General features: G+C 56.7%; 15 protein-coding genes. 14 read left to right on the top strand and 1 reads right to left on the bottom strand.

Features of this window, described 5'->3' with window-relative positions:
• Window positions 1–157: 157 nt before the first annotated feature.
• The 9 genes from AB4P92_RS29490 to AB4P92_RS29450 all read left to right on the top strand — a co-directional run bounded on the left by AB4P92_RS29490 (window position 158) and on the right by AB4P92_RS29450 (window position 10,776).
• Window positions 158–1,468 (top strand): sugar ABC transporter substrate-binding protein, encoded by a 1,311-nt coding sequence (locus tag AB4P92_RS29490; RefSeq protein ID WP_261735811.1) that lies wholly within the window; start codon window positions 158–160, stop codon window positions 1,466–1,468.
• 142 nt (window positions 1,469–1,610) lie between these two features.
• Window positions 1,611–2,537 carry a carbohydrate ABC transporter permease gene (locus AB4P92_RS29485; RefSeq protein ID WP_047301353.1) on the top strand — a complete coding sequence of 309 codons (927 nt, stop codon included), beginning with the start codon at window positions 1,611–1,613 and terminating at the stop codon, window positions 2,535–2,537.
• A gap of 8 nt (window positions 2,538–2,545) precedes the next feature.
• The gene (locus AB4P92_RS29480; RefSeq protein ID WP_047301354.1) at window positions 2,546–3,376 is read left to right on the top strand and encodes a carbohydrate ABC transporter permease; all 831 of its coding nucleotides are present in this window, start codon (window positions 2,546–2,548) and stop codon (window positions 3,374–3,376) included.
• Window positions 3,377–3,503: 127 nt separating this feature from the next.
• Entirely contained in the window at window positions 3,504–4,607 is a 1,104-nt protein-coding gene (locus AB4P92_RS29475) for an ABC transporter ATP-binding protein (protein ID WP_200617895.1), read from the top strand.
• Between the two features lie 19 nt (window positions 4,608–4,626).
• Complete coding sequence (locus AB4P92_RS29470; RefSeq protein WP_395598651.1) at window positions 4,627–6,099, top strand: mannitol dehydrogenase family protein; 1,473 nt, start codon at window positions 4,627–4,629, stop codon at window positions 6,097–6,099.
• Window positions 6,100–6,255: 156 nt separating this feature from the next.
• Window positions 6,256–7,752, top strand: a complete 1,497-nt coding sequence (xylB, locus tag AB4P92_RS29465) for a xylulokinase (protein WP_395598650.1) — start codon at window positions 6,256–6,258, stop codon at window positions 7,750–7,752.
• A gap of 13 nt (window positions 7,753–7,765) precedes the next feature.
• On the top strand, window positions 7,766–8,704 hold the full coding sequence (locus tag AB4P92_RS29460; protein ID WP_395598649.1) for a carbohydrate kinase: 939 nt from the start codon (window positions 7,766–7,768) through the stop codon (window positions 8,702–8,704).
• A 46-nt stretch (window positions 8,705–8,750) separates the two neighbouring features.
• On the top strand, window positions 8,751–9,371 hold the full coding sequence (locus AB4P92_RS29455) for a hypothetical protein (protein WP_115148129.1): 621 nt from the start codon (window positions 8,751–8,753) through the stop codon (window positions 9,369–9,371).
• 202 nt (window positions 9,372–9,573) lie between these two features.
• A complete protein-coding gene (locus AB4P92_RS29450) occupies window positions 9,574–10,776 on the top strand; it encodes a hypothetical protein (protein ID WP_395598648.1) in 1,203 nt (400 codons plus the stop codon).
• 133 nt (window positions 10,777–10,909) lie between these two features.
• Here the strand turns inward: AB4P92_RS29450 and AB4P92_RS29445 are convergent, their stop codons facing one another.
• Window positions 10,910–12,211 carry an OprD family porin gene (locus AB4P92_RS29445; RefSeq protein WP_395598647.1) on the bottom strand — a complete coding sequence of 434 codons (1,302 nt, stop codon included), beginning with the start codon at window positions 12,209–12,211 and terminating at the stop codon, window positions 10,910–10,912.
• 375 nt (window positions 12,212–12,586) lie between these two features.
• Here AB4P92_RS29445 and tssI point away from each other — a divergent pair, with 375 nt between their 5' ends.
• The 5 genes from tssI to AB4P92_RS29420 all read left to right on the top strand — a co-directional run bounded on the left by tssI (window position 12,587) and on the right by AB4P92_RS29420 (window position 19,029).
• Window positions 12,587–14,878 (top strand): type VI secretion system tip protein TssI/VgrG, encoded by a 2,292-nt coding sequence (tssI, locus tag AB4P92_RS29440; RefSeq protein ID WP_395598646.1) that lies wholly within the window; start codon window positions 12,587–12,589, stop codon window positions 14,876–14,878.
• Window positions 14,875–16,443 (top strand): hypothetical protein, encoded by a 1,569-nt coding sequence (locus tag AB4P92_RS29435; protein ID WP_395598645.1) that lies wholly within the window; start codon window positions 14,875–14,877, stop codon window positions 16,441–16,443. The genes tssI and AB4P92_RS29435 overlap by 4 nt, the downstream gene beginning before the upstream one ends.
• A 4-nt stretch (window positions 16,444–16,447) precedes the next feature.
• On the top strand, window positions 16,448–17,389 hold the full coding sequence (locus AB4P92_RS29430) for a PoNe immunity protein domain-containing protein (protein ID WP_395598644.1): 942 nt from the start codon (window positions 16,448–16,450) through the stop codon (window positions 17,387–17,389).
• A gap of 149 nt (window positions 17,390–17,538) precedes the next feature.
• Complete coding sequence (locus AB4P92_RS29425; RefSeq protein WP_395598643.1) at window positions 17,539–18,324, top strand: PoNe immunity protein domain-containing protein; 786 nt, start codon at window positions 17,539–17,541, stop codon at window positions 18,322–18,324.
• Window positions 18,325–18,366: 42 nt separating this feature from the next.
• Window positions 18,367–19,029, top strand: coding sequence for a hypothetical protein (locus AB4P92_RS29420; protein ID WP_395598642.1), 663 nt, complete (start codon window positions 18,367–18,369; stop codon window positions 19,027–19,029).
• The last annotated feature ends 35 nt before the right edge of the window (window positions 19,030–19,064 follow it).

Below are 19,064 nucleotides of genomic sequence, written 5' to 3'. Positions count from 1 at the left end.
AGTGCAGTACAAAAAAGTATCAGTCGAAGTGCGATGGATGATTTGTCAGTCCTGCGATTGAACGCTGTAATCAGCACACATTCTTCCTGCATTCGGAAGACACAAAAACAATAACCGTCCTTCTGCCTCCCCCGGGGTGCAGAAAAAGGAGTGCACGATGCAACCCACTGCAAAAGCTCTGCTTGCCCTCACCTGCATGACCCTCAGCAGCGTCAGCCTTGGCGCCCAGACCCTGACCATCGCCACCGTCAACAACAGCGACATGATCCGCATGCAGAAGCTCTCGAAAACTTTCGAGGCCGAGCACCCGGACATCAAGCTCAATTGGGTCGTGCTGGAAGAAAACGTCCTGCGCCAGCGCCTGACCACCGACATCGCCACTCAAGGCGGGCAGTTCGACGTGTTGACCATCGGCATGTACGAAGCTGCACTGTGGGGCGCCAAGGGCTGGCTTGAACCGATGAAAGACCTGCCGGCCAGTTACGCCCTCGACGATGTGTTCCCGTCGGTGCGCGAAGGTCTGTCGGTCAAGGGTTCGCTGTATGCCCTGCCGTTCTATGCCGAAAGCTCGATCACCTATTACCGCACCGACCTGTTCAAGGAGGCCGGCCTGACCATGCCAGAGCGTCCGACCTGGGAGCAGATCGCAGGTTTCGCGGAAAAACTCACCCACAAAGATAAAGAGCAATACGGCATCTGCCTGCGCGGCAAGGCTGGTTGGGGCGAGAACATGGCGCTGATCAGCACCGTCGCCAATGCCTACGGCGCACGCTGGTTCGATGAGCAGTGGAAGCCGGAATTCACGGGGCCCGAGTGGAAAAACGCGCTGAACTTCTATGTCGACACCATGAAGAAATCCGGCCCGCCGGGCGCCTCCAGCAACGGTTTCAACGAAAACCTTGCGCTGTTCAATAGCGGCAAATGCGCCATCTGGGTTGATGCCAGCGTCGCCGGCTCGTTCGTCACCGACAAGACCCAGAGCAAGGTTAGCGACCACGTCGGCTTCACCTTCGCACCGCATCAAGTCACCGACAAAGGTTCGGCATGGCTGTATTCGTGGGCGCTGGCGATTCCGACCAGCTCCAAGGCCAAGGATGCCGCGAAAACCTTCAGCGCCTGGGCCACGTCGAAAGAATACGGCGCACTGGTTGCCGAAAAGGACGGGATCGCCAACGTACCGCCAGGCACGCGCGCCACGACCTACAGCGATGCCTACATGAAGGCCGCGCCGTTTGCCAAGGTCACGCTGGAATCGCTGAAAGCCGCCGACCCGAGCAAACCGACGCTCAAACCGGTGCCGTACATCGGTATTCAATTGGTGACCATCCCTGAGTTCCAGGCGGTGGGTACGCAGGTCGGCAAGCTGTTCTCGGCGGCGCTGATCGGCCAGACCACGGTGGATCAGGCGCTGGCGTCAGCGCAGCAGACCACTGAACGCGAGATGAAGCGCGCGGGTTATCCGAAGTAAACCAGCGCATTTCCATGTGGGAGCGAGCCTGCTCGCGAAAGCGCCAGGTCAGTCACTGAGATGTTGAATGTGACGGCCTCTTCGCGAGCAGGCTCGCTCCCACAGTTGATCTTCATCCGCCCGTCGCTAATCGGTTATTGCCATGAATACTTCAACTGCCAAAGCCCAAATCGACCTGTCCCGACCGCAGCGCAAAAGCCGCGTGGCCAATCCCGGCTGGTTTCTGGTCAGCCCCTCCGTGGCCTTATTGCTGCTGTGGATGATCGTGCCGCTGGGCATGACCATTTACTTCTCGATGATCCGCTACAACCTGCTCTACCCCGGTGAAAACCAGTTCGTGGGGCTTGAGAACTTCACTTATTTCCTCACCGATTCGGGCTTCATGCCCGGCGCCACCAACACCTTGTTATTGGTCGGCAGCGTGTTGCTGATCAGTGTGGTGTTCGGCGTATTGATCAGCGCGTTGCTGGAGGCCAGTGAGTTTCTCGGGCGTGGCATCGTGCGGGTCATGCTGATTTCGCCGTTCTTCATCATGCCCACGGTCGGCGCGCTGATCTGGAAGAACCTGATTTTCCATCCGGTGTCGGGAATCCTCGCCTACATCTGGAAACTGTTCGGCGCACAACCGGTGGACTGGCTGGCGCACTACCCGCTGCTGTCGATCATCATCATTGTTTCGTGGCAATGGCTGCCCTTCGCGATCCTGATCCTGATGACGGCCATGCAGTCCCTCGACCAGGAACAGAAAGAAGCCGCGCGCCTCGACGGCGCAGGTCCCATCGCCATCTTCTGGCACCTGACGCTGCCGCATCTGGCTCGGCCGATTGCGGTGGTGGTGATGATCGAAACGATCTTCCTGCTGTCGGTGTTCGCCGAGATTTTCACCACCACCAACGGCGGCCCCGGCTACGCCTCGACCAACCTCGCCTACCTTATCTACAACCAGGCGCTGGTGCAGTTCGACGTCGGCATGGCCTCGGCGGGCGGCTTGATTGCCGTGGTCATCGCCAACATCGCCGCGATCATTCTGGTGCGGATGATCGGCAAAAACCTGACTGACAAAGCCTGAGGCCTGCCATGACTCTTCAACAATCCCGACGGCTGCAAAGCCTGCTGCTCGGCACGCTGGCCTGGGCCATCGCGATCGTGGTTTTCTTCCCGATCTTCTGGATGGTGATGACCAGTTTCAAGACCGAAATCGACGCCTTCGCCACGCCGCCGCAGTTCATCTTCACGCCCACGCTGGAGAACTATCTGCACATCAACGAGCGCAGCGACTACTTCAGTTTTGCCTGGAATTCGGTGGTGATTTCCTTCAGCGCCACCGCGCTGAGCCTGCTGATTGCAGTGCCGGCCGCCTACTCGATGGCGTTCTACGAAACCCAGCGCACCAAAGGCACCCTGCTTTGGATGCTCTCCACCAAAATGCTGCCGCCAGTCGGCGTGCTGATGCCGATCTACCTGCTGGCCAAGAGTTTCGGCCTGCTCGATACGCGCATCGCGCTGATCGTGATCTACACGCTGATCAACCTGCCGATTGTGGTCTGGATGGTTTACACCTACTTCAAGGACATCCCCAAAGACATCCTCGAAGCCGCCCGCCTCGACGGCGCCACGCTGTGGCAGGAAATGGTCCGCGTGCTGCTGCCAATCGCCAAGGGCGGCCTCGCCTCGACCGTGCTGCTGTCGCTGATCCTGTGCTGGAACGAAGCTTTCTGGTCGCTGAACCTGACTTCCTCGAAAGCCGCACCACTGACCGCGTTGATCGCCTCGTACTCAAGCCCCGAAGGATTGTTCTGGGCCAAGTTGTCGGCGGTGTCGACTCTGGCCTGTGCGCCGATTCTGATCTTCGGCTGGATCAGCCAGAAACAACTGGTGCGCGGGCTGTCGTTTGGCGCTGTGAAGTAGATATTTCAGAAGCAAAAGATCGCAGCCTTCGGCAGCTCCTACACAGAGCACACCGTCCCCCTGTAGGAGCTGCCGCAGGCTGCGATCTTTTGATCTTAAAAAAACAACAATGCGGAGGCCCATCACCATGGCCAACCTGAAAATCAAGAATCTGCAAAAAGGCTTCGAAGGTTTCTCCATCATCAAGGGCATCGACCTGGAAGTGAACGACAAGGAATTCGTGGTCTTCGTCGGCCCGTCCGGCTGCGGCAAGTCCACGCTGCTGCGCCTGATCGCAGGCCTGGAAGAAGTCAGCGGCGGCACCATCGAACTGGATGGCCGCGACATCACCGAAGTCAGCCCGGCCAAACGCGACCTGGCGATGGTGTTTCAGACCTACGCGCTGTACCCGCACATGACCGTGAAAAAGAACATGTCCTTCGCCCTCGATCTGGCCGGTGTGCCGAAAGCCGAAGTCGAGCAGAAAGTCGGTGAGGCGGCGCGCATTCTTGAGCTCGGGCCGATGCTTGAGCGCAAACCTAAACAGCTCTCCGGCGGTCAGCGTCAACGTGTAGCGATCGGCCGCGCCATCGTGCGCAATCCGAAAATCTTCCTGTTCGACGAGCCGCTGTCCAACCTCGACGCCGCGCTGCGCGTGCAGATGCGCCTGGAACTGCTGCGCCTGCACAAGGACCTGCAAGCGACCATGATCTACGTGACCCACGACCAGGTCGAAGCGATGACCATGGCCGACAAAGTCGTGGTGCTCAATAGCGGCAGGATCGAGCAGGTCGGCTCGCCGCTGGACCTCTATCACAGCCCGGCCAACCTGTTCGTCGCCGGTTTCCTCGGCACACCGAAAATGGGTTTCCTCAAGGGCAAGATTACCCGCGTCGGAGGCCCAAGCTGCGAAGTCGCGCTGGACGCTGGTACCCGCATCACCCTGCCTTTCAACGCCGCGCACCTGAGCGTCGGCAGCGCTGTGACCTTGGGTATTCGCCCGGAACATCTGGAGCTGGCACAACCGGGCGACTGCACCCTGCAAGTCACCGCCGATGTCAGCGAACGTCTGGGCAGCGACACCTTTTGCCACGTCAAAACCAACGCAGGCGAAGCTCTGACCATGCGTGTGCGCGGTGATCTGGCAAGCCGTTATGGCGAGCAACTGAACCTCTATCTGGACGCCGCCCACTGCCATTTATTCGATGCCGAAGGCGTGGCGCTGGCCCGTCCGCTGCGTGCGGCTGCCTGATTTTTTCGAGAGTTTTCCCATGAAACTGAACAAACAGAATCTCAACCGCCTCGCCGCCGAAGTGCAACTGCCGGCCTACAGCCTCAGCGACACTCGCCAGGGCATCGCGCACATTGGTGTCGGTGGCTTTCACCGGGCGCATCAGGCGTATTACACCGACGCGCTGATGAACACCGGCGAAGCTCTGGACTGGGCGATTTGCGGTGTCGGCCTGCGCGCCGAAGACCGCCGCGCCCGCGACGATCTCAAAGAGCAGGATTACTTGTTTACCCTGTTCGAACTCGGCGACAGCGATGACACCGAAGTACGCGTCATCGGCGCGATTCGCGACATGCTCCTGGCCGAAGACGGCGCGCAGGCGTTGATCGACAAACTCGCCGATCCGCAGATCCGCATCGTCTCGCTGACCATCACCGAGGGCGGTTACTGCATCGACGACAGCAACGGCGAATTCATGGCGCATCTGCCGCAGATCCAGCACGATCTGGCGCACCCGGGCGCACCGACAACCGTGTTCGGCTTCCTCTGCGCGGCCCTGGAGAAACGCCGTGGCGCAGGCACGCCGGCGTTCACGATCATGTCCTGCGATAACCTGCCGCACAACGGAGCGGTGACCCGCAAGGCGCTGCTGGCCTTCGCCACCCTGCGCAACACGGGGCTGCGCGACTGGATCGAGCAGAATGTCAGTTTCCCCAACGCGATGGTCGACCGCATCACACCGATGACCAGCACCGCGCACCGTCTGCAACTTGCCGACAAACACGCGGTGGACGACACCTGGCCGGTGGTCTGCGAACCGTTTGTGCAGTGGGTGCTGGAAGACAAATTCGTCAACGGTCGCCCGGCGTGGGAGAAGGTTGGTGTGCAGTTCACCGACGACGTGTCGCCGTACGAAGAGATGAAGATCAAATTGCTCAACGGCAGCCATCTAGCGCTGACCTATCTGGGGTTTTTGAAGGGCTATCGTTTTGTTCACGAAACCATGAACGACCCGCTGTTCGTGCGTTACATGCGCGCTTACATGGACCTGGATGTCACGCCGCAACTGGCGCCGGTGCCGGGTATCAACCTGGACGATTACAAAGACACGCTGGTAGCGCGGTTCTCTAACCAAGCGATTGCCGATCAGCTTGAGCGGGTGTGTTCGGATGGTTCGTCGAAGTTTCCCAAGTTCACTGTTCCGACGATCAACCGGTTGATTGCCGATGGGCGCGAGACCCGCCGCGCGGCGTTGGTGGTGGCGGCCTGGGCGTTGTATTTGAAAGGTGTGGATGAGAATGGCGATACCTATTCCATTCCTGATCCGCGGGCTGTTTTTTGTCAGGCGTTGGTGGCGGAGGATGCTTCGATGACGGAGCGTTTGTTGGCGGTCGAGGAGATTTTCGGCACGGCGATACCGAGGTCGGCGGAGTTTGTCGCAGCGTTTGAATGGTGCTGCGATAGTTTGCGCGAGGTGGGTGTTACGCGGACTTTGGAGCGTGTGCTGGCCTGAGTTATGCGGTGAAGCTACCGACGTCATCGCTGGCAAGCCAGCTCCCACATTTTCTCGATGGCACTCAATACGTGTGAACGACTGAGAACTCTGTGGGAGCTGGCTTGCCCGCGATTGGCCACACCCGGATTGACCTGACTCCTTGAGGATATTCTTGTGACAACCCGACAACTCTTCCTCGGCATAGACTGCGGCACTCAAGGCACCAAAGCGATCATCCTCGATGCCGCCAGCGGTCAGGTGCTCGGCCAGGGCGCCGCGGCGCACACGATGATCAGCGGCGCCAATGGCCGTCGCGAGCAAGACACTCACCAATGGCTTGAAGCTTTCGCCCTCGCCACCCGCCAGGCACTGCTGGCGGCGGATGTCGACGGCCAATCAATCCTCGGCATCGGTGTTTCCGGCCAGCAGCACGGTCTGGTGCTGCTCGATGATGAAGGCGAAGTCCTGCGCCCGGCCAAACTCTGGTGCGACACCGAAACCAGCGCTGAAAACGACCGATTGCTCACCCATCTGGGCGGTGAAAAAGGCTCTCTGGAACGCCTCGGCGTAGTCATCGCCCCGGGTTACACCGTGTCAAAACTGCTCTGGACCAAAGAACAGCACCCAGACGTATTCCCGCGCATCGCCCGCGTCCTGCTGCCCCACGATTACCTCAACTATTGGCTCACGGGGCGAGCCTGCAGCGAGTACGGCGACGCTTCCGGCACCGGTTATTTCAACGTACGCAGCCGCCAGTGGGATTTGCAGCTGTTGCGCGACATCGACCCCAGCGGACGCCTGCAAGCGGCGTTGCCGGAGCTGATCGATGCGCACGAAGCGGTAGGCACGATCCTGCCCGCGATTGCCGAACACCTGGGCATCAACCGCAACGCATTGGTGTCCAGCGGTGGCGGTGACAACATGATGGGCGCCATCGGCACCGGCAACATCCAGCCCGGCGCGATCACCATGAGTCTCGGGTCGTCAGGCACTGTTTACGCCTATGCTGATGCGCCAACGGTCAGTGCGGAGGCTTCGGTCGCGACTTTTTGCTCCTCCAGCGGAGGTTGGCTGCCATTGATCTGCACCATGAACCTGACCAACGCGACCGGCGCGATTCGCGAATTGTTCGACCTCGATCTCGATCAGTTCAACACCCTCGGCGCCCAGGCCCCTATCGGGGCTGAAGGCGTGTGTATGCTGCCATTCCTCAACGGCGAGCGCGTCCCCGCCCTGCCCCACGCCACCGGAAGCCTGCACGGCTTGACGCTGGACAACCTGACGCAGGCCAATCTGTGCCGCGCCGCCATCGAAGGCACGACCTTCGGCTTGCGCTATGGACTGGATTTACTCCGGCACAATGGTTTACAAAGCCGCAACATTTGCCTGATCGGCGGCGGTTCTAAAAGCGCCGTGTGGCGACAAATCGTCGCCGACATCATGGACACCCCCGTCATCTGCACCGAACAGAGCGAAGCGGCCGCCCTTGGCGCGGCGATTCAGGCCGCGTGGTGCAAGTCATGGTCCCATGGCCAGGAAGACACGCTGGCCGATCTTTGCCAGCGCTGTGTGAAGCTTGACCTGAGCAGTGAAACCCTGCCGAACGCCGCCAATGTCGCGGCATTCCAGCGGGCTTATGAACGCTATCAACAGCATGTCGCAACCCTATAAAGAGCAAACAATTATGTATTTGGTGTGTGGCGAAGCGCTGTTTGATTTCTTCAGCGAAGATGATGCCAGTGGTCTGGCCTCGAAAGTGAATTTCAAGGCGATTGCTGGCGGCTCGCCGTTCAACGTCGCGGTCGGTTTGCGCCGTCTGGGTGTGGACTCGGCCTTGTTCGGCGGGCTGTCCACCGACTACCTCGGCCGCCGCTTGCAACAGGTGCTGCAGGACGAAGGTGTGTGCCCGGATTATCTGGTGGACTTCGCTGCGCCAACCACGCTGGCGATGGTCGCCGTGGGTGCCAATGGCTCGCCGCATTACAGCTTTCGCGGTGAAGGCTGCGCTGACCGGCAACTGAGCCTGGCGCATCTGCCTACGCTAGGCCCCGAAGTACGCGGCTTGCACATTGGCTCGTTTTCCCTGGTGGTGCAGCCGATTGCCGACACACTGCTGGCGCTGGTGCAGCGTGAAAGCGGCAAACGCCTGATCAGCCTCGACCCCAACGTACGCCTCAATCCCGAGCCGAACATCGATCTGTGGCGCGAGCGAATCGCCACGCTGGTGCAACTGGCCGATCTGATCAAAGTCAGTGATGAAGACTTGAGCCTGCTGTATCCCGAGCAGGATCCGCAGCGAGTCATCGAAGGCTGGCTGGAACATCGCTGCCACATGGTATTCCTCACCCGTGGCGGTGAAGGCGCAAGCGTGTTCAGCCGCGCCCACGGCTCCTGGTCAGTGCCAGCCTGTTCCGTGAAGATCGCCGATACCGTTGGCGCCGGAGACACCTTCCAGGCTGCATTGATTACCTGGCTGACCGAGCAGGGTCTGGACTCGGTCGAAGGCGTGCAGCAATTGGCTCGCGAGCAGATCGACGCGATGCTCAAGTTCGCCGTGCAAGCGGCGGCGCTGACGTGCAGCAAGACCGGCCCGGATCTGCCCTATCGTCATCAATTGGCCTGAACGCGTAAACTGTCGCCCTTTTATGCGCATCACAGGACGACGGCTTTTGAATTCTCGGCAGACAATTGGACTATTGATACTCGCGGCGCTGTTGACGGGCTGCGGCACCTCGCCGCCCCGCTCGCCTGAAAACATCTGCGAGATCTTCCGGGAAAAAAGCGATTGGTACGACGCCGCGCAAGTCACGCAAAAGCGCTGGGGCGTACCGATCCAGGTGCCGTTCGCGATCATGTATCAGGAGTCCGGTTACCGCTACGACGCCAAGACTCCACGCAAATACCTGCTCTGGATAATTCCGTGGGGCCGCGTCTCGACCGCCTCTGGTTATGCGCAGGCCAAGGATGAAGTCTGGTCCGACTACCAGAAAAGCACCGGCAGAAACTGGGCCGACCGCGAAGACTTCGACGACGCCATCGACTTCGTCGGCTGGTACATGGACAAGACCACCTCGATCAACGGCGTCTACAAATACGACGCCTATGGCCAGTACCTCAACTATCACGAAGGCTGGGGCGGTTATCGCAACAAGACCTACGCCAGCAAGGCGTGGCTGATGCCGACGGCGCGCAAGGTGCAGAATCGCTCCGACATGTATGCAAGGCAATATGCCGGGTGCAAGGAAGACTTGAATCGCGGGTTTTGGAGTCGGTTCTGGCATTGGTTGTAACACCCGTGTAGTCACCCGCGAGGCCTAACATGGCAAAGAGGAGGTTGTCACCTGTCAGATATGCCAGTTGTCTGCGGCTTGTCTCTCCTCTCTACTAAGTTCGACAGCGCCACTAACCTCCACGGTGCCGTCAGGCCAGGACATCGAATTCTGCATCGACGCCTGTTTGCAAAACCTGAACGACGAACATGGAAGATCCGTCATGAACTTATCCCTTGCGCGACAAACCGCCATTTCTACCGCTGTACTTTTACCGCTGTTGATGTCGATGCTCAGCCCCGCTCAAGCGGCGCCACCGCAAGCCGTGCTGGTCGGACCGACTGGCAAGACGTGTTTGACCGCTGCGGTTACCGACAACGGTAACGTACTGGGCGCCTGCATAAATCAGACCCCAACGCAGGCCTGGTTTTTCCGTCCACCTTCAACCTTCATCAACTTGAAGCCACCGGCCTTGGGCTCGGCCTGCGACCCTCATCAAATGGGAGTCAATGTGATGGTGGGGACTTGCAAAAAGCTGCTAGGGATAAGTGGTGTTGTGACATGGTCTATTAATACGCCCTCAGGTCCGCCGACCGAACTCCTTCCTCTGATTCTGGATCTCAGAACTTCGTTTGGAGCCGCCAACCTGCACGGGCAAGTAGCAGGACAAAGTATCGGAACACGACAGACGGCAGTTCTATGGCCGCTGTTCGGTGAAGGAAAGCCAATCATGGTTTCCAACCGCTATGATAATTGCAAAGTTGCCGACATTAACGATGAGGCCCACAACGGCCTTCCGAATGTTGCGCTCAATTGTGGCAACAGCCCGAGGGTCGCGACCTACGATGGCGTTAAATATCTTGTAAACACGCTCAAGACGCCTGCAGATGCAATCAACTGCAAAGTTACCGCGATCAATAATAGCGATAAGGCCGCGGGAACCTGTCATTACACGAATGGCCCGTCCAAAGCGACCTTCTGGTCGAGTTTCGACGCAGTGCCGACAACACTGGCGTCTGCGAATGGCTACGCAACCGAGACCCAGTTTTTCAACGAAAACGACCTCATCGTCGTGAAGGAGACGGATACGACGCCTGGGAAAATCGTACGGCCGCGGTTGTGGCGCCAAGTGTCCAATCAAGCTCCGTATGTACCCGTACCTTCGGGCTGTAATCTCATCCAGGTCGAAGCACTTGCCCAGGCCGTCGACAAGACCATAATGACCTGCGTGCCCACCGATTCGAATGCGCCGCTGGGCGTCTACACTTGGAGCCCTGCCGAAGGGTTGACTGAAGTACTGGGAATGGCCGGGACAGAAGACAACCTGGCGAGGGCAATTTCCATCAGTGGCACCCTTGGCGGTGGTTATGGCGTGACTCCTTCCGGCAGCGCGCAGGCTTTCCAGGTTTCACTTCCCGGACTTTGAAGCGACGCGCTGCTTGAAAATGCTCGCTCCTACATTGGACGTCTATCGAACACAGAATCCGTGTTCACTGGAGATCCCTGTGGGAGCGGGCTTGCCCGCGATGGCGATGGGTCAAATTCCGACAATCCAACGGTTACAACACGGAAAAGTTGTAACTCACAATCAACCGCGTCTCATCCACATCCCGCGCAAACTGCTGGTAATTCGTCCGGTAAGTCGCGTTACGCAAGCGTAAACTCACGTCCTTGAATGTCCCCGTCTGAATCACATACTTCAACTCGCTGTCACGCTCCCACTCTTTGCCTTCCTGATCACTGCCCACGACCTTGATGTGATCACCGTTCACATAACGCGTCAGGAAACTCAGACCGTTGATGCCGATCGCCTTGAAGTCGTAGTCATAACGCAGTTGCCAGGAGCGTTCCTGCGCGGCGGCGAAGTCGTTGACTTGCACATAGTTGACCAGATACGGGTTGCTGCCATCGAGGTACGGCATCGAGTTGTCACCGTTCATGCGTTGCCAGCCAGTACTGAAAGTGTGGCCGCTGATGGCGTAAGACAGCATGCCACTCAGTGCACGGTTGTCGATTGAGCCGGCTTTTGCATCGCCGCTGTCGGCACTTTTCAGCAAGCGCAAATCAGCCTTCAACACACCGTTGCCCAGCGGCTGATTGCCCAACAGCCCCACGAAGTGCTGACGATAGATGTCTTCAAGTTCGGCGTAGTGATACTGCGCAGTCAGACGATCGTTGATCTTGTAGTCGAAGCCGTACATGTCGAAATGGTCGGCGGTGGTGTTACATGCGTAGCGCTTGTTCTTGCAGTGCACGCGGATGTCTTGCGAATCGGTAGAGTCACGCGCGGTGTACTTGTCCAAACGTGCGGCCATAAAGGTCAGATCCTTCACTTCCTTTGAAGTGAGCATCGCGCCGTTGAACATCGTTGGCAGCAGACGGCCGTCGTTGTACTTGAGCAGCGGCAGATCCGGCAGCAGCGCGCCGTACTTCAACACCGTGTCCGAAACCTTCATTTTCGCGGTCAGGCCCATTTTCGCGTACTGATCTTTCGAACCGCGCGGATCCTGCCCGCTGGACGGCAGTAAACCGCTGTTACTGCTGTCGGCGCTGGAATCCAGTTTGAAGCCAAGCATGCCCAGCGCATCGATACCGAAGCCAACCGTGCCCTCGGTGTAACCCGACTGCAGATTGAGAATGAAACCCTGCGCCGACTCTTCACGCTTGGACGCGCCCTGATCATTGGACGTGTGCCCATCACGGAAATCGCGGTTGAAGTACACCGTGCGCGACTCGATTTTCGCTGTGGTGTCTTCAAGAAATCCGCTGGCCTGAACTTGCGCGGTGAAACCGGCGCACAGCACAAAGGCTCCGAAGCCAAACGACTGGCGCGGGGTGATGAGGGGAAATGGGGGACGCATGAAAAACTCCAACATTGAAGCGTTTGCGCAAACGCGCAATAAGCCAGAAAAATAGCTCCCGTCCCGGATCAATGAAGCGCCGAGAGGAAGTGAACACGCAGGGGTGAGCCGCAATGATGGCAGATGGCTTTGACGTGCTACAGGCGACTTTAGTCTGAAACTGACTGGCTATTCTTCGGCGCTCTGCCGTTTGAACCCTCCAGATTGGCGAGCCATGCTTTTGGGGGAATACCCGATTTTATTGAGCCGAACGTTCGTCCTAAGGGTTTTCCCTATAACCCGCACAGGCTGGGCGTACGGCATTTGCGCCTTGAACGAGACGGTCTAATCCTGCAACATCCACCTCCTGCTTATTCAACGGACGGAATTCAAGGCATGCTGGACGCCAACGCAACCCACATCACCCTAACCCTCGAAGGCGTTTCCGCTGACCTGCAAGTCCTGAGCTTCACCGGTCGCGAAGCCCTCAACGAACCGTTCCGTTTTGACCTCGAACTGGTCAGCGCTCGCCCCGACCTCAAGCTCGAAGAGCTGCTGCACAAGCGCGGCGTGCTGACGTTTGGCGCCACCGGCGAAGGCACGATCCACGGTTTGGTGTACCGCATCGAGCAAGGCGATTCCGGCAAAACCCTGACGCGTTACAGCATCAGCCTGGTGCCGCAACTCGCTTACCTGCGGCACAACCACGATCAGCAGATTTTCCAGCAACTGACCGTGCCGAAGATCATCGCGCAGGTGCTGGAAGATCGCGGCATCCTCGCCGACGCCTACAGCTTCCAGCTCAGTGCCGAGTATCCGGAACGCGATTACTGCGTGCAGTACGACGAATCCGACCTGCATTTCATCCAGCGTTTGTGCGAAGAGGAAGGCATTCACTTCCACTTCCAGCACAGCAGCAGCGGCCACAAATTGGTGTTCGGCGACGACCAGACGGTGTTTCGCAAACTCAAAGCCGTGAGCTACCAGCAAGACTCCGGCATGAGCGCTGACAAACCGGTCATCAAGCGCTTCAACCTGCGCCTGGAAACCCGCACCACCCGCGTCAGCCGCCGCGACTACGACTTCGAAAAACCAAAGATCCTGCCCGAAGGCGCGGCCAAATCCGAGTTCGCCCCGGACCTTGAGGATTACGACTACCCCGGCCGCTTCACCACTCGCGAGCGCGGCAAATTCCTCTCGACCCGAGCACTGGAACGCCATCGCAGCGACTACAAACTCGCCGAAGGCAAAGGTGACGAACCGACCCTCACCAGCGGCCATTTCCTCACCCTCGCCGAACACCCGCGCGCCGAGTGGAACGATATGTGGCTGCTGCTGGAAGTCTTCCACGAAGGCAAACAACCGCAAGTGCTCGGCGAAAACGTCACCAGCGACGTCACCGACAACAAAAGCGACTTCCACCAGGGCTACCGCAACAGCTTCCTCGCCACCCCGTGGGACGCGCACTACCGCCCTGCCCTCGAACACCCGAAACCGAAAGTCCTCGGCAGCCAGACCGCCATCGTCACCGGCCCGAAAGGCGAAGAAATCCACTGCGACCAATACGGCCGCATCAAGGTCCAGTTCCACTGGGACCGCGACGGCCAGGCCGACGATAAAACCACCTGCTGGATGCGCGTCGCCAGCGGCTGGGCCGGCGCCGCCTACGGCGGTATCGCCATCCCGCGCATCGGCATGGAAGTCCTCGTCACCTTCCTCGAAGGCGACCCCGACCAGCCACTCGTCACCGGCTGCCTGTACCACAAGGAAAACGTCGTCCCCTACGACCTGCCGGCAAACAAAACCCGCAGCACCTTCAAAACCCTGAGTTCACCGGGCGGCAAGGGCTACAACGAGTTTCGGATCGAAGACAAGAAAGGCGTCGAGCAGATCTACATCCACGCCCAACGCGATTGGGATGAAAACATCGAGCACGACCAGAAAATTCGTGTGGGCAACGAACGGCACGACACCGTTGAAGCCAATACGCTGAGCGAGTTCAAGGTTGAAGAACACCGGATTACGCATCTGGATCGTAAAAGCGAAATGCGTGCGGATGATCATTTGACTGTCGGTGTGACTCAGCACGTAAAAATCGGCACTGCTCAATTCGTCGAAGCCGGCACCGAAATCCACTACCACGCTGGCGAGAAGGTTGTGGTTGAGGGGGGCATGGAGCTCACGGCCAAGGCTGGTGGGAGTTTTGTGAAGGTTGATGCGGGTGGCGTGACGATTAGTGGCGCTGAGGTGAAGGTTAATACCGGGGGGGCGCCTGGGGTGGGGAGCGGGATCGGGATTTTGATTCCGTTGATTCCGGGGTTGGCCGCAGCGGACATTGCCGGCAAGTTGATGGAAACGGCCAAAGCCAATCCGACCTGGCTGGAGTTGAACCTGCATTACGACAACCTTGAGCCCGTACCCGGCGCTTCGTACCGCGTCGACTTTGCTGACGGCTCGACGCGTGAAGGCGTGCTGGATGACGACGGGTTCGCTCGGTTGGAGGACGTGCCAAAAGGTCCGGCCAAAGTGTATTACGGCGAGGACCCTAGGCCGTACAGCCGCGAAAGCGTCGCGATCGTGCAGAACTCAGACGAAAAGGTTAACGAAGATTTACGCAAGCTCGGCCTGGATCCAAACCAGGTTGATTTACAAGCATTAGTGGAGAAAGCCGCAGGGAGGCTGACATGAGCGAGGCAGTAGCTGAGAACGCAAGCGAGGGCGGCGAAGACCGTAGCGCAGCGTATCAAGAGGCCGCGGTAGAACTGGCAAAAGGCATCGCGCTTGGTGCAGTGCCGTTCCTGGGTCAGGCCATCGACGCCTACGACACCATCGAGTCCTCAATCGTCCTTTACAACGCAGAGTCGACCGATGGCAAGGAAGACGCCCAGTTCGACCTGCTGATGGCCGTTATCGGCTGGGTTCCCGGCCCGGGCGACGGGTTGAAAAAGAGCCTGCGAATCGTCAACAAAGACCCGCAACGCTATGCGCCGGTCCTGTTCGACCTGCTTCGCTTCGTCCTGCAAGAATGCGGAATCAAAACCAGCCCCGAAGAACTGCTCAAACAAATCTTCGACGCCGGCAAACTGCGCGCCGAACTCGACGAAATCATTACCGGCGTCAAAGGCTCCTCCACGTTCCAGAGCCTTCCCAACTGGGCGAAAACCTCCGTTGTGACCGTGCTGGCCGCCTCCCGCGACAACATGCCGGCCATGGTCGGAATTGTCGAAAAACGGTTGTTGAAATGGAAAGGCATGCAGCGCAACAGCTCGGCGGCCTCCTCCGGATCCAGCCACCCGAAAAGAGCGGAAAAGCCTGCCAACAAGGACCCCGCCGTCGCCACCAATGGCACCGATAGCGCGAGCGGCACCCATTCCAACCAAGTCGAAGCCTCCAAAGTAGGCCTTCAGGCCCCTTCCAGCATTTTGAACGAAGGTTTAGGAGTGAGTGGCGAGCACATTGCGGACTACATCTGCGCGGTGGAGTTTGGCTGGGGTAAGGATTGGGACGGGCATGACAAGGGTGCTGATGGGAAGTGGCTTGAGGGCGTGCCGAGTGGGAGCAAGATGGGCAAGCTTTCGGCAGGCGGGAGTCCTAAGGCGAAGCATGTGCTTTATAAATTGTCTGACGGCGCAAACGGAACGGGCATCGATGCTGTTTGGCGCGCCAACCCGGCAAATAATGGCGGCGAAAAGTTTGCCATTGTAGAAGCGAAGGCTAGCCGCGATGAAGATGCGCCTAAGTTTATGCGCAAACCGAACAATACTCGCAAGCCTGGTGTAGGTTCTAAGTTAGGCGTATCCGGGTTAGGCGATGCAAGCACCTTGCTCGAACCAATTGAAAATGACCAAAATTCAGCTGATACAAAACGCGCCGTGCCCAAAACCGCAGGAAGAGCGCAGAAAGCCCCATCAAAAAAATCGGCAACTGGTAAAACCAAGCATAAAGAAATACTTGTGCAGATGAGCGTAGAGTGGATACTCAGCAACCTTCAAAAAGCTGTTGGCAATCGAATGCTCGCCGCTCAAGTAGAACTTTCATACAGTCGACATTTATTCTACGCCCCACTTTACCACCCGAGTTCCAGTCCTAAAGAACACGCTGAGTCGAGACTAAATAATTCAAATGAAAGTGGACACCAGTCACATAAAGCCTTTCATTACAACGAAACAGAGGTCAAATCGTTCGTCAATAAACGCAAGAAGTCCTTAGCCAGAAAACACGGCGCCTTGGACACCCTAAAGATTGAGGCATGACACATTGAAGATACGACAGAATTTTTTCAGCGCCAAGCACTACGAAAACTTTCTCAGGGAGCACGACGAGTTAGTTGAACTATTCAAAACAAACAAATTTAAATCTGACTCAGCTTTGGAGGAAGCATCTCAACGCGCAAAATACTTCCAAACGCTCGCCTTAGACAAGTTACTCGCCACTTACACATCGGGCGAAAATATAGAAAACCTTACTCCTCTTCTTGAAGATCTCGTAAAAAAATACGAAATTCGTCAAAAGACCCTAGCCGAATACCAAGGTGTGCAGAATATATCTCCACTGGCAATAGATGACTGGATAAACCAATATGAAGAAGCCGTCCAAGTTATCAGCCTGTGCATACTATTACACCGAACCGACTTGCTCCCACGGTTCGTCAAACTCATTGACGATGCAGGATATGCAGGTGAAGACACTCTCTATGAGGCACTGTTAAACAAGGTTATGCCAAATCGGCATGATGTAGACGAATGGTATCACGACGTCTATACACCGCTTATTCAAGCCATCTATAGCGATAACAAAGAAGACCCTCCAAAACTTCTAAAAAAATATTGCAAGCAATGGTATCCAGCCTTCAAGCAAGCCCCCTGGCATGATACCCACCTTCAAGGAGAGGAAGGAACGTACGTTGGTTACTGGGCATTTGAAGCGGGCGCAGTTGCCTTTCTGTATGGCATAGATGACAGCAAAATAGATCATATGGTTTACCCAAAGGATTTAGTCGAATATGCCCGAAATCATCAGCCAGATAATGAATCTCAAGTAGCTCGCATAGATGCTGGTCAACCATGCAGCATGACTGGTTATTGGTTCACACCGGCACAAGCGAATTCAAGACGTCACTTCCTTCAAGGTGAAACCATGCCGAGTTTCAGTGACTCCAAATGGGGTGAAACTATTTGGTATTGGTCAGGCGAAGAATAAAATTTCTTCCTATTCGCTCAGAACTTGGCTAAAAGTTCTGAGCGAAATACTCATAGCACACTGTTACAACCCTCTACAATCTAAATAGCTAATACATCTCCGCATAAGTCTTCATACACTATAAGCACTTTGTATCAGACTCGCTGAACATGAGACTGGCCGAAATGAAAATAAGACAACCTTATTTTAGCGAAAACCATTATCAAAACTTCTTAACAGAGCACGATGAAGTAATCGAGTTCTTCAAGAGCAATAAATTCAAATCCGACACTGCCGAGGAAGAAGCATCACTTCGCTCAGCTTTTTTTCAGACTCTAGCTCTTGACAAGCTTCTTGCCAGCTATACCGCAGGAGAAAACATAGAGAACCTCGTCCCTCTGTTGGAGGATCTAATTGAAAAATACGAGATCCGTCAAAAAACTCTAGCCGAATATGAAAAATCACCCAAAATATCGCCATTGGCACTAGATGACTGGCCGGATCAATACGAGGAAGCCGTTCAAGTTATCAGTCTCTGTATCTTATTGCATCGAACTGACCTATTACCTCGCTTCGTAAAACTCATTGACCAAGCAGGGTATGCTGGTGATGACACTCTTTACGAAGACTTATTGAAGAAAGTTCTGCCAAACCGCCACGACGTCGATCGTTGGTATCACGACGTATATACACCACTTGTACAAGCCCTATACATTAACAATAAAGAAGAATCTTCAAAGCTTCTAAAAAAATATTGCCAACAATGGTACCCAGCCTTTAAACAGGCTCCTTGGCACGATACTCATTTACAAGGAGAGGATGGTAACTATGTCGGGTACTGGGCCATCGAAGCAGCAGCTATTGCATTTTTATATGGCATAGACGACAGCAAAATAGACCATATGGTCTATCCCAAAGACTTGGTCGAATACGCCAGGCGCAACGTAAACCGGTAAACTCCACACTCATCAGAAAACGGACTTCGGATTCAACACCCCATGGAATTGCAATTCACCATCACCCCCGAACATACGCAGGGCAGAATCGCCAAACTGCTTGGGCAGGAGATGCTCAAGGATGATCAACTGCGGGCCCGGTTGTCAGGCTATGTGGCTCGCTTACAGGATCGCATGCTCGCACCACTATTTTTTTTGTTGGGGCTGATCGGCGGCATGGCGGCCATCTATTTCCCCTCGCGCGAGTTGAGCCCGGAGAAACTCATCTCCATGGTGCTCTTCACAGTGATTTTCGTTGTGTGTTGGTGGATCTATTCCGGTCGACTGCTTAGCCGTTTGCGCAAACGTATCGCCGATAACCGTGCGAAACCTCGCAAGCCTTTTCACAACGTAAATCGACGCCTGATCGAATCAACGTTACGAACCAAGCTCAAGGCTGCTGAAGGCGCTTATCGCCTGGAGTTCGACGACCGTGGTTTCACCTTGATCAAAATAAAGGGCAAAGGCGCCAAAAGCGGGCTTGCCTGGGAGCAAATTGTGCGCTTCAAGGTAACACCCGACTTCTACTCCGTTGCCTGCGCCAAACTGGACAGTAAGGGCAAGGCCTATCACATCCCTCGACACAGCGGTTTGATGGACTCAGACACGTATCAGCAAGGATTGGGGTTGTTTTTGAGCCTGGTGCCTGTCTCCGCGCTTGAATAGCACACATGAATGCTGCGAAACACGGGTATCGTTCT

This window comes from Pseudomonas sp. A0308, from assembly GCF_044218815.1.
GTDB classification, from domain to species: domain Bacteria; phylum Pseudomonadota; class Gammaproteobacteria; order Pseudomonadales; family Pseudomonadaceae; genus Aquipseudomonas; species Aquipseudomonas iridis.
The sequence above is the reverse complement of the archived record's forward strand: the minus strand, read 5'-3'. Positions and strand labels throughout refer to the sequence as shown.

Coding starts and splice junctions, on each gene's coding strand:
- AB4P92_RS29435 (WP_395598645.1), top strand. CDS start 14,875: ATGAGCGAGGCAGTAGCTGAGAACGCAAGCGAGGGCGGCGAAGACCGT.
- AB4P92_RS29425 (WP_395598643.1), top strand. CDS start 17,539: ATGAGACTGGCCGAAATGAAAATAAGACAACCTTATTTTAGCGAAAAC.
- AB4P92_RS29470 (WP_395598651.1), top strand. CDS start 4,627: ATGAAACTGAACAAACAGAATCTCAACCGCCTCGCCGCCGAAGTGCAA.
- AB4P92_RS29485 (WP_047301353.1), top strand. CDS start 1,611: ATGAATACTTCAACTGCCAAAGCCCAAATCGACCTGTCCCGACCGCAG.
- AB4P92_RS29450 (WP_395598648.1), top strand. CDS start 9,574: ATGAACTTATCCCTTGCGCGACAAACCGCCATTTCTACCGCTGTACTT.
- tssI (WP_395598646.1), top strand. CDS start 12,587: ATGCTGGACGCCAACGCAACCCACATCACCCTAACCCTCGAAGGCGTT.
- AB4P92_RS29445 (WP_395598647.1), bottom strand. CDS start 12,211: ATGCGTCCCCCATTTCCCCTCATCACCCCGCGCCAGTCGTTTGGCTTC.
- AB4P92_RS29460 (WP_395598649.1), top strand. CDS start 7,766: ATGTATTTGGTGTGTGGCGAAGCGCTGTTTGATTTCTTCAGCGAAGAT.
- AB4P92_RS29420 (WP_395598642.1), top strand. CDS start 18,367: ATGGAATTGCAATTCACCATCACCCCCGAACATACGCAGGGCAGAATC.
- AB4P92_RS29475 (WP_200617895.1), top strand. CDS start 3,504: ATGGCCAACCTGAAAATCAAGAATCTGCAAAAAGGCTTCGAAGGTTTC.
- AB4P92_RS29480 (WP_047301354.1), top strand. CDS start 2,546: ATGACTCTTCAACAATCCCGACGGCTGCAAAGCCTGCTGCTCGGCACG.
- AB4P92_RS29490 (WP_261735811.1), top strand. CDS start 158: ATGCAACCCACTGCAAAAGCTCTGCTTGCCCTCACCTGCATGACCCTC.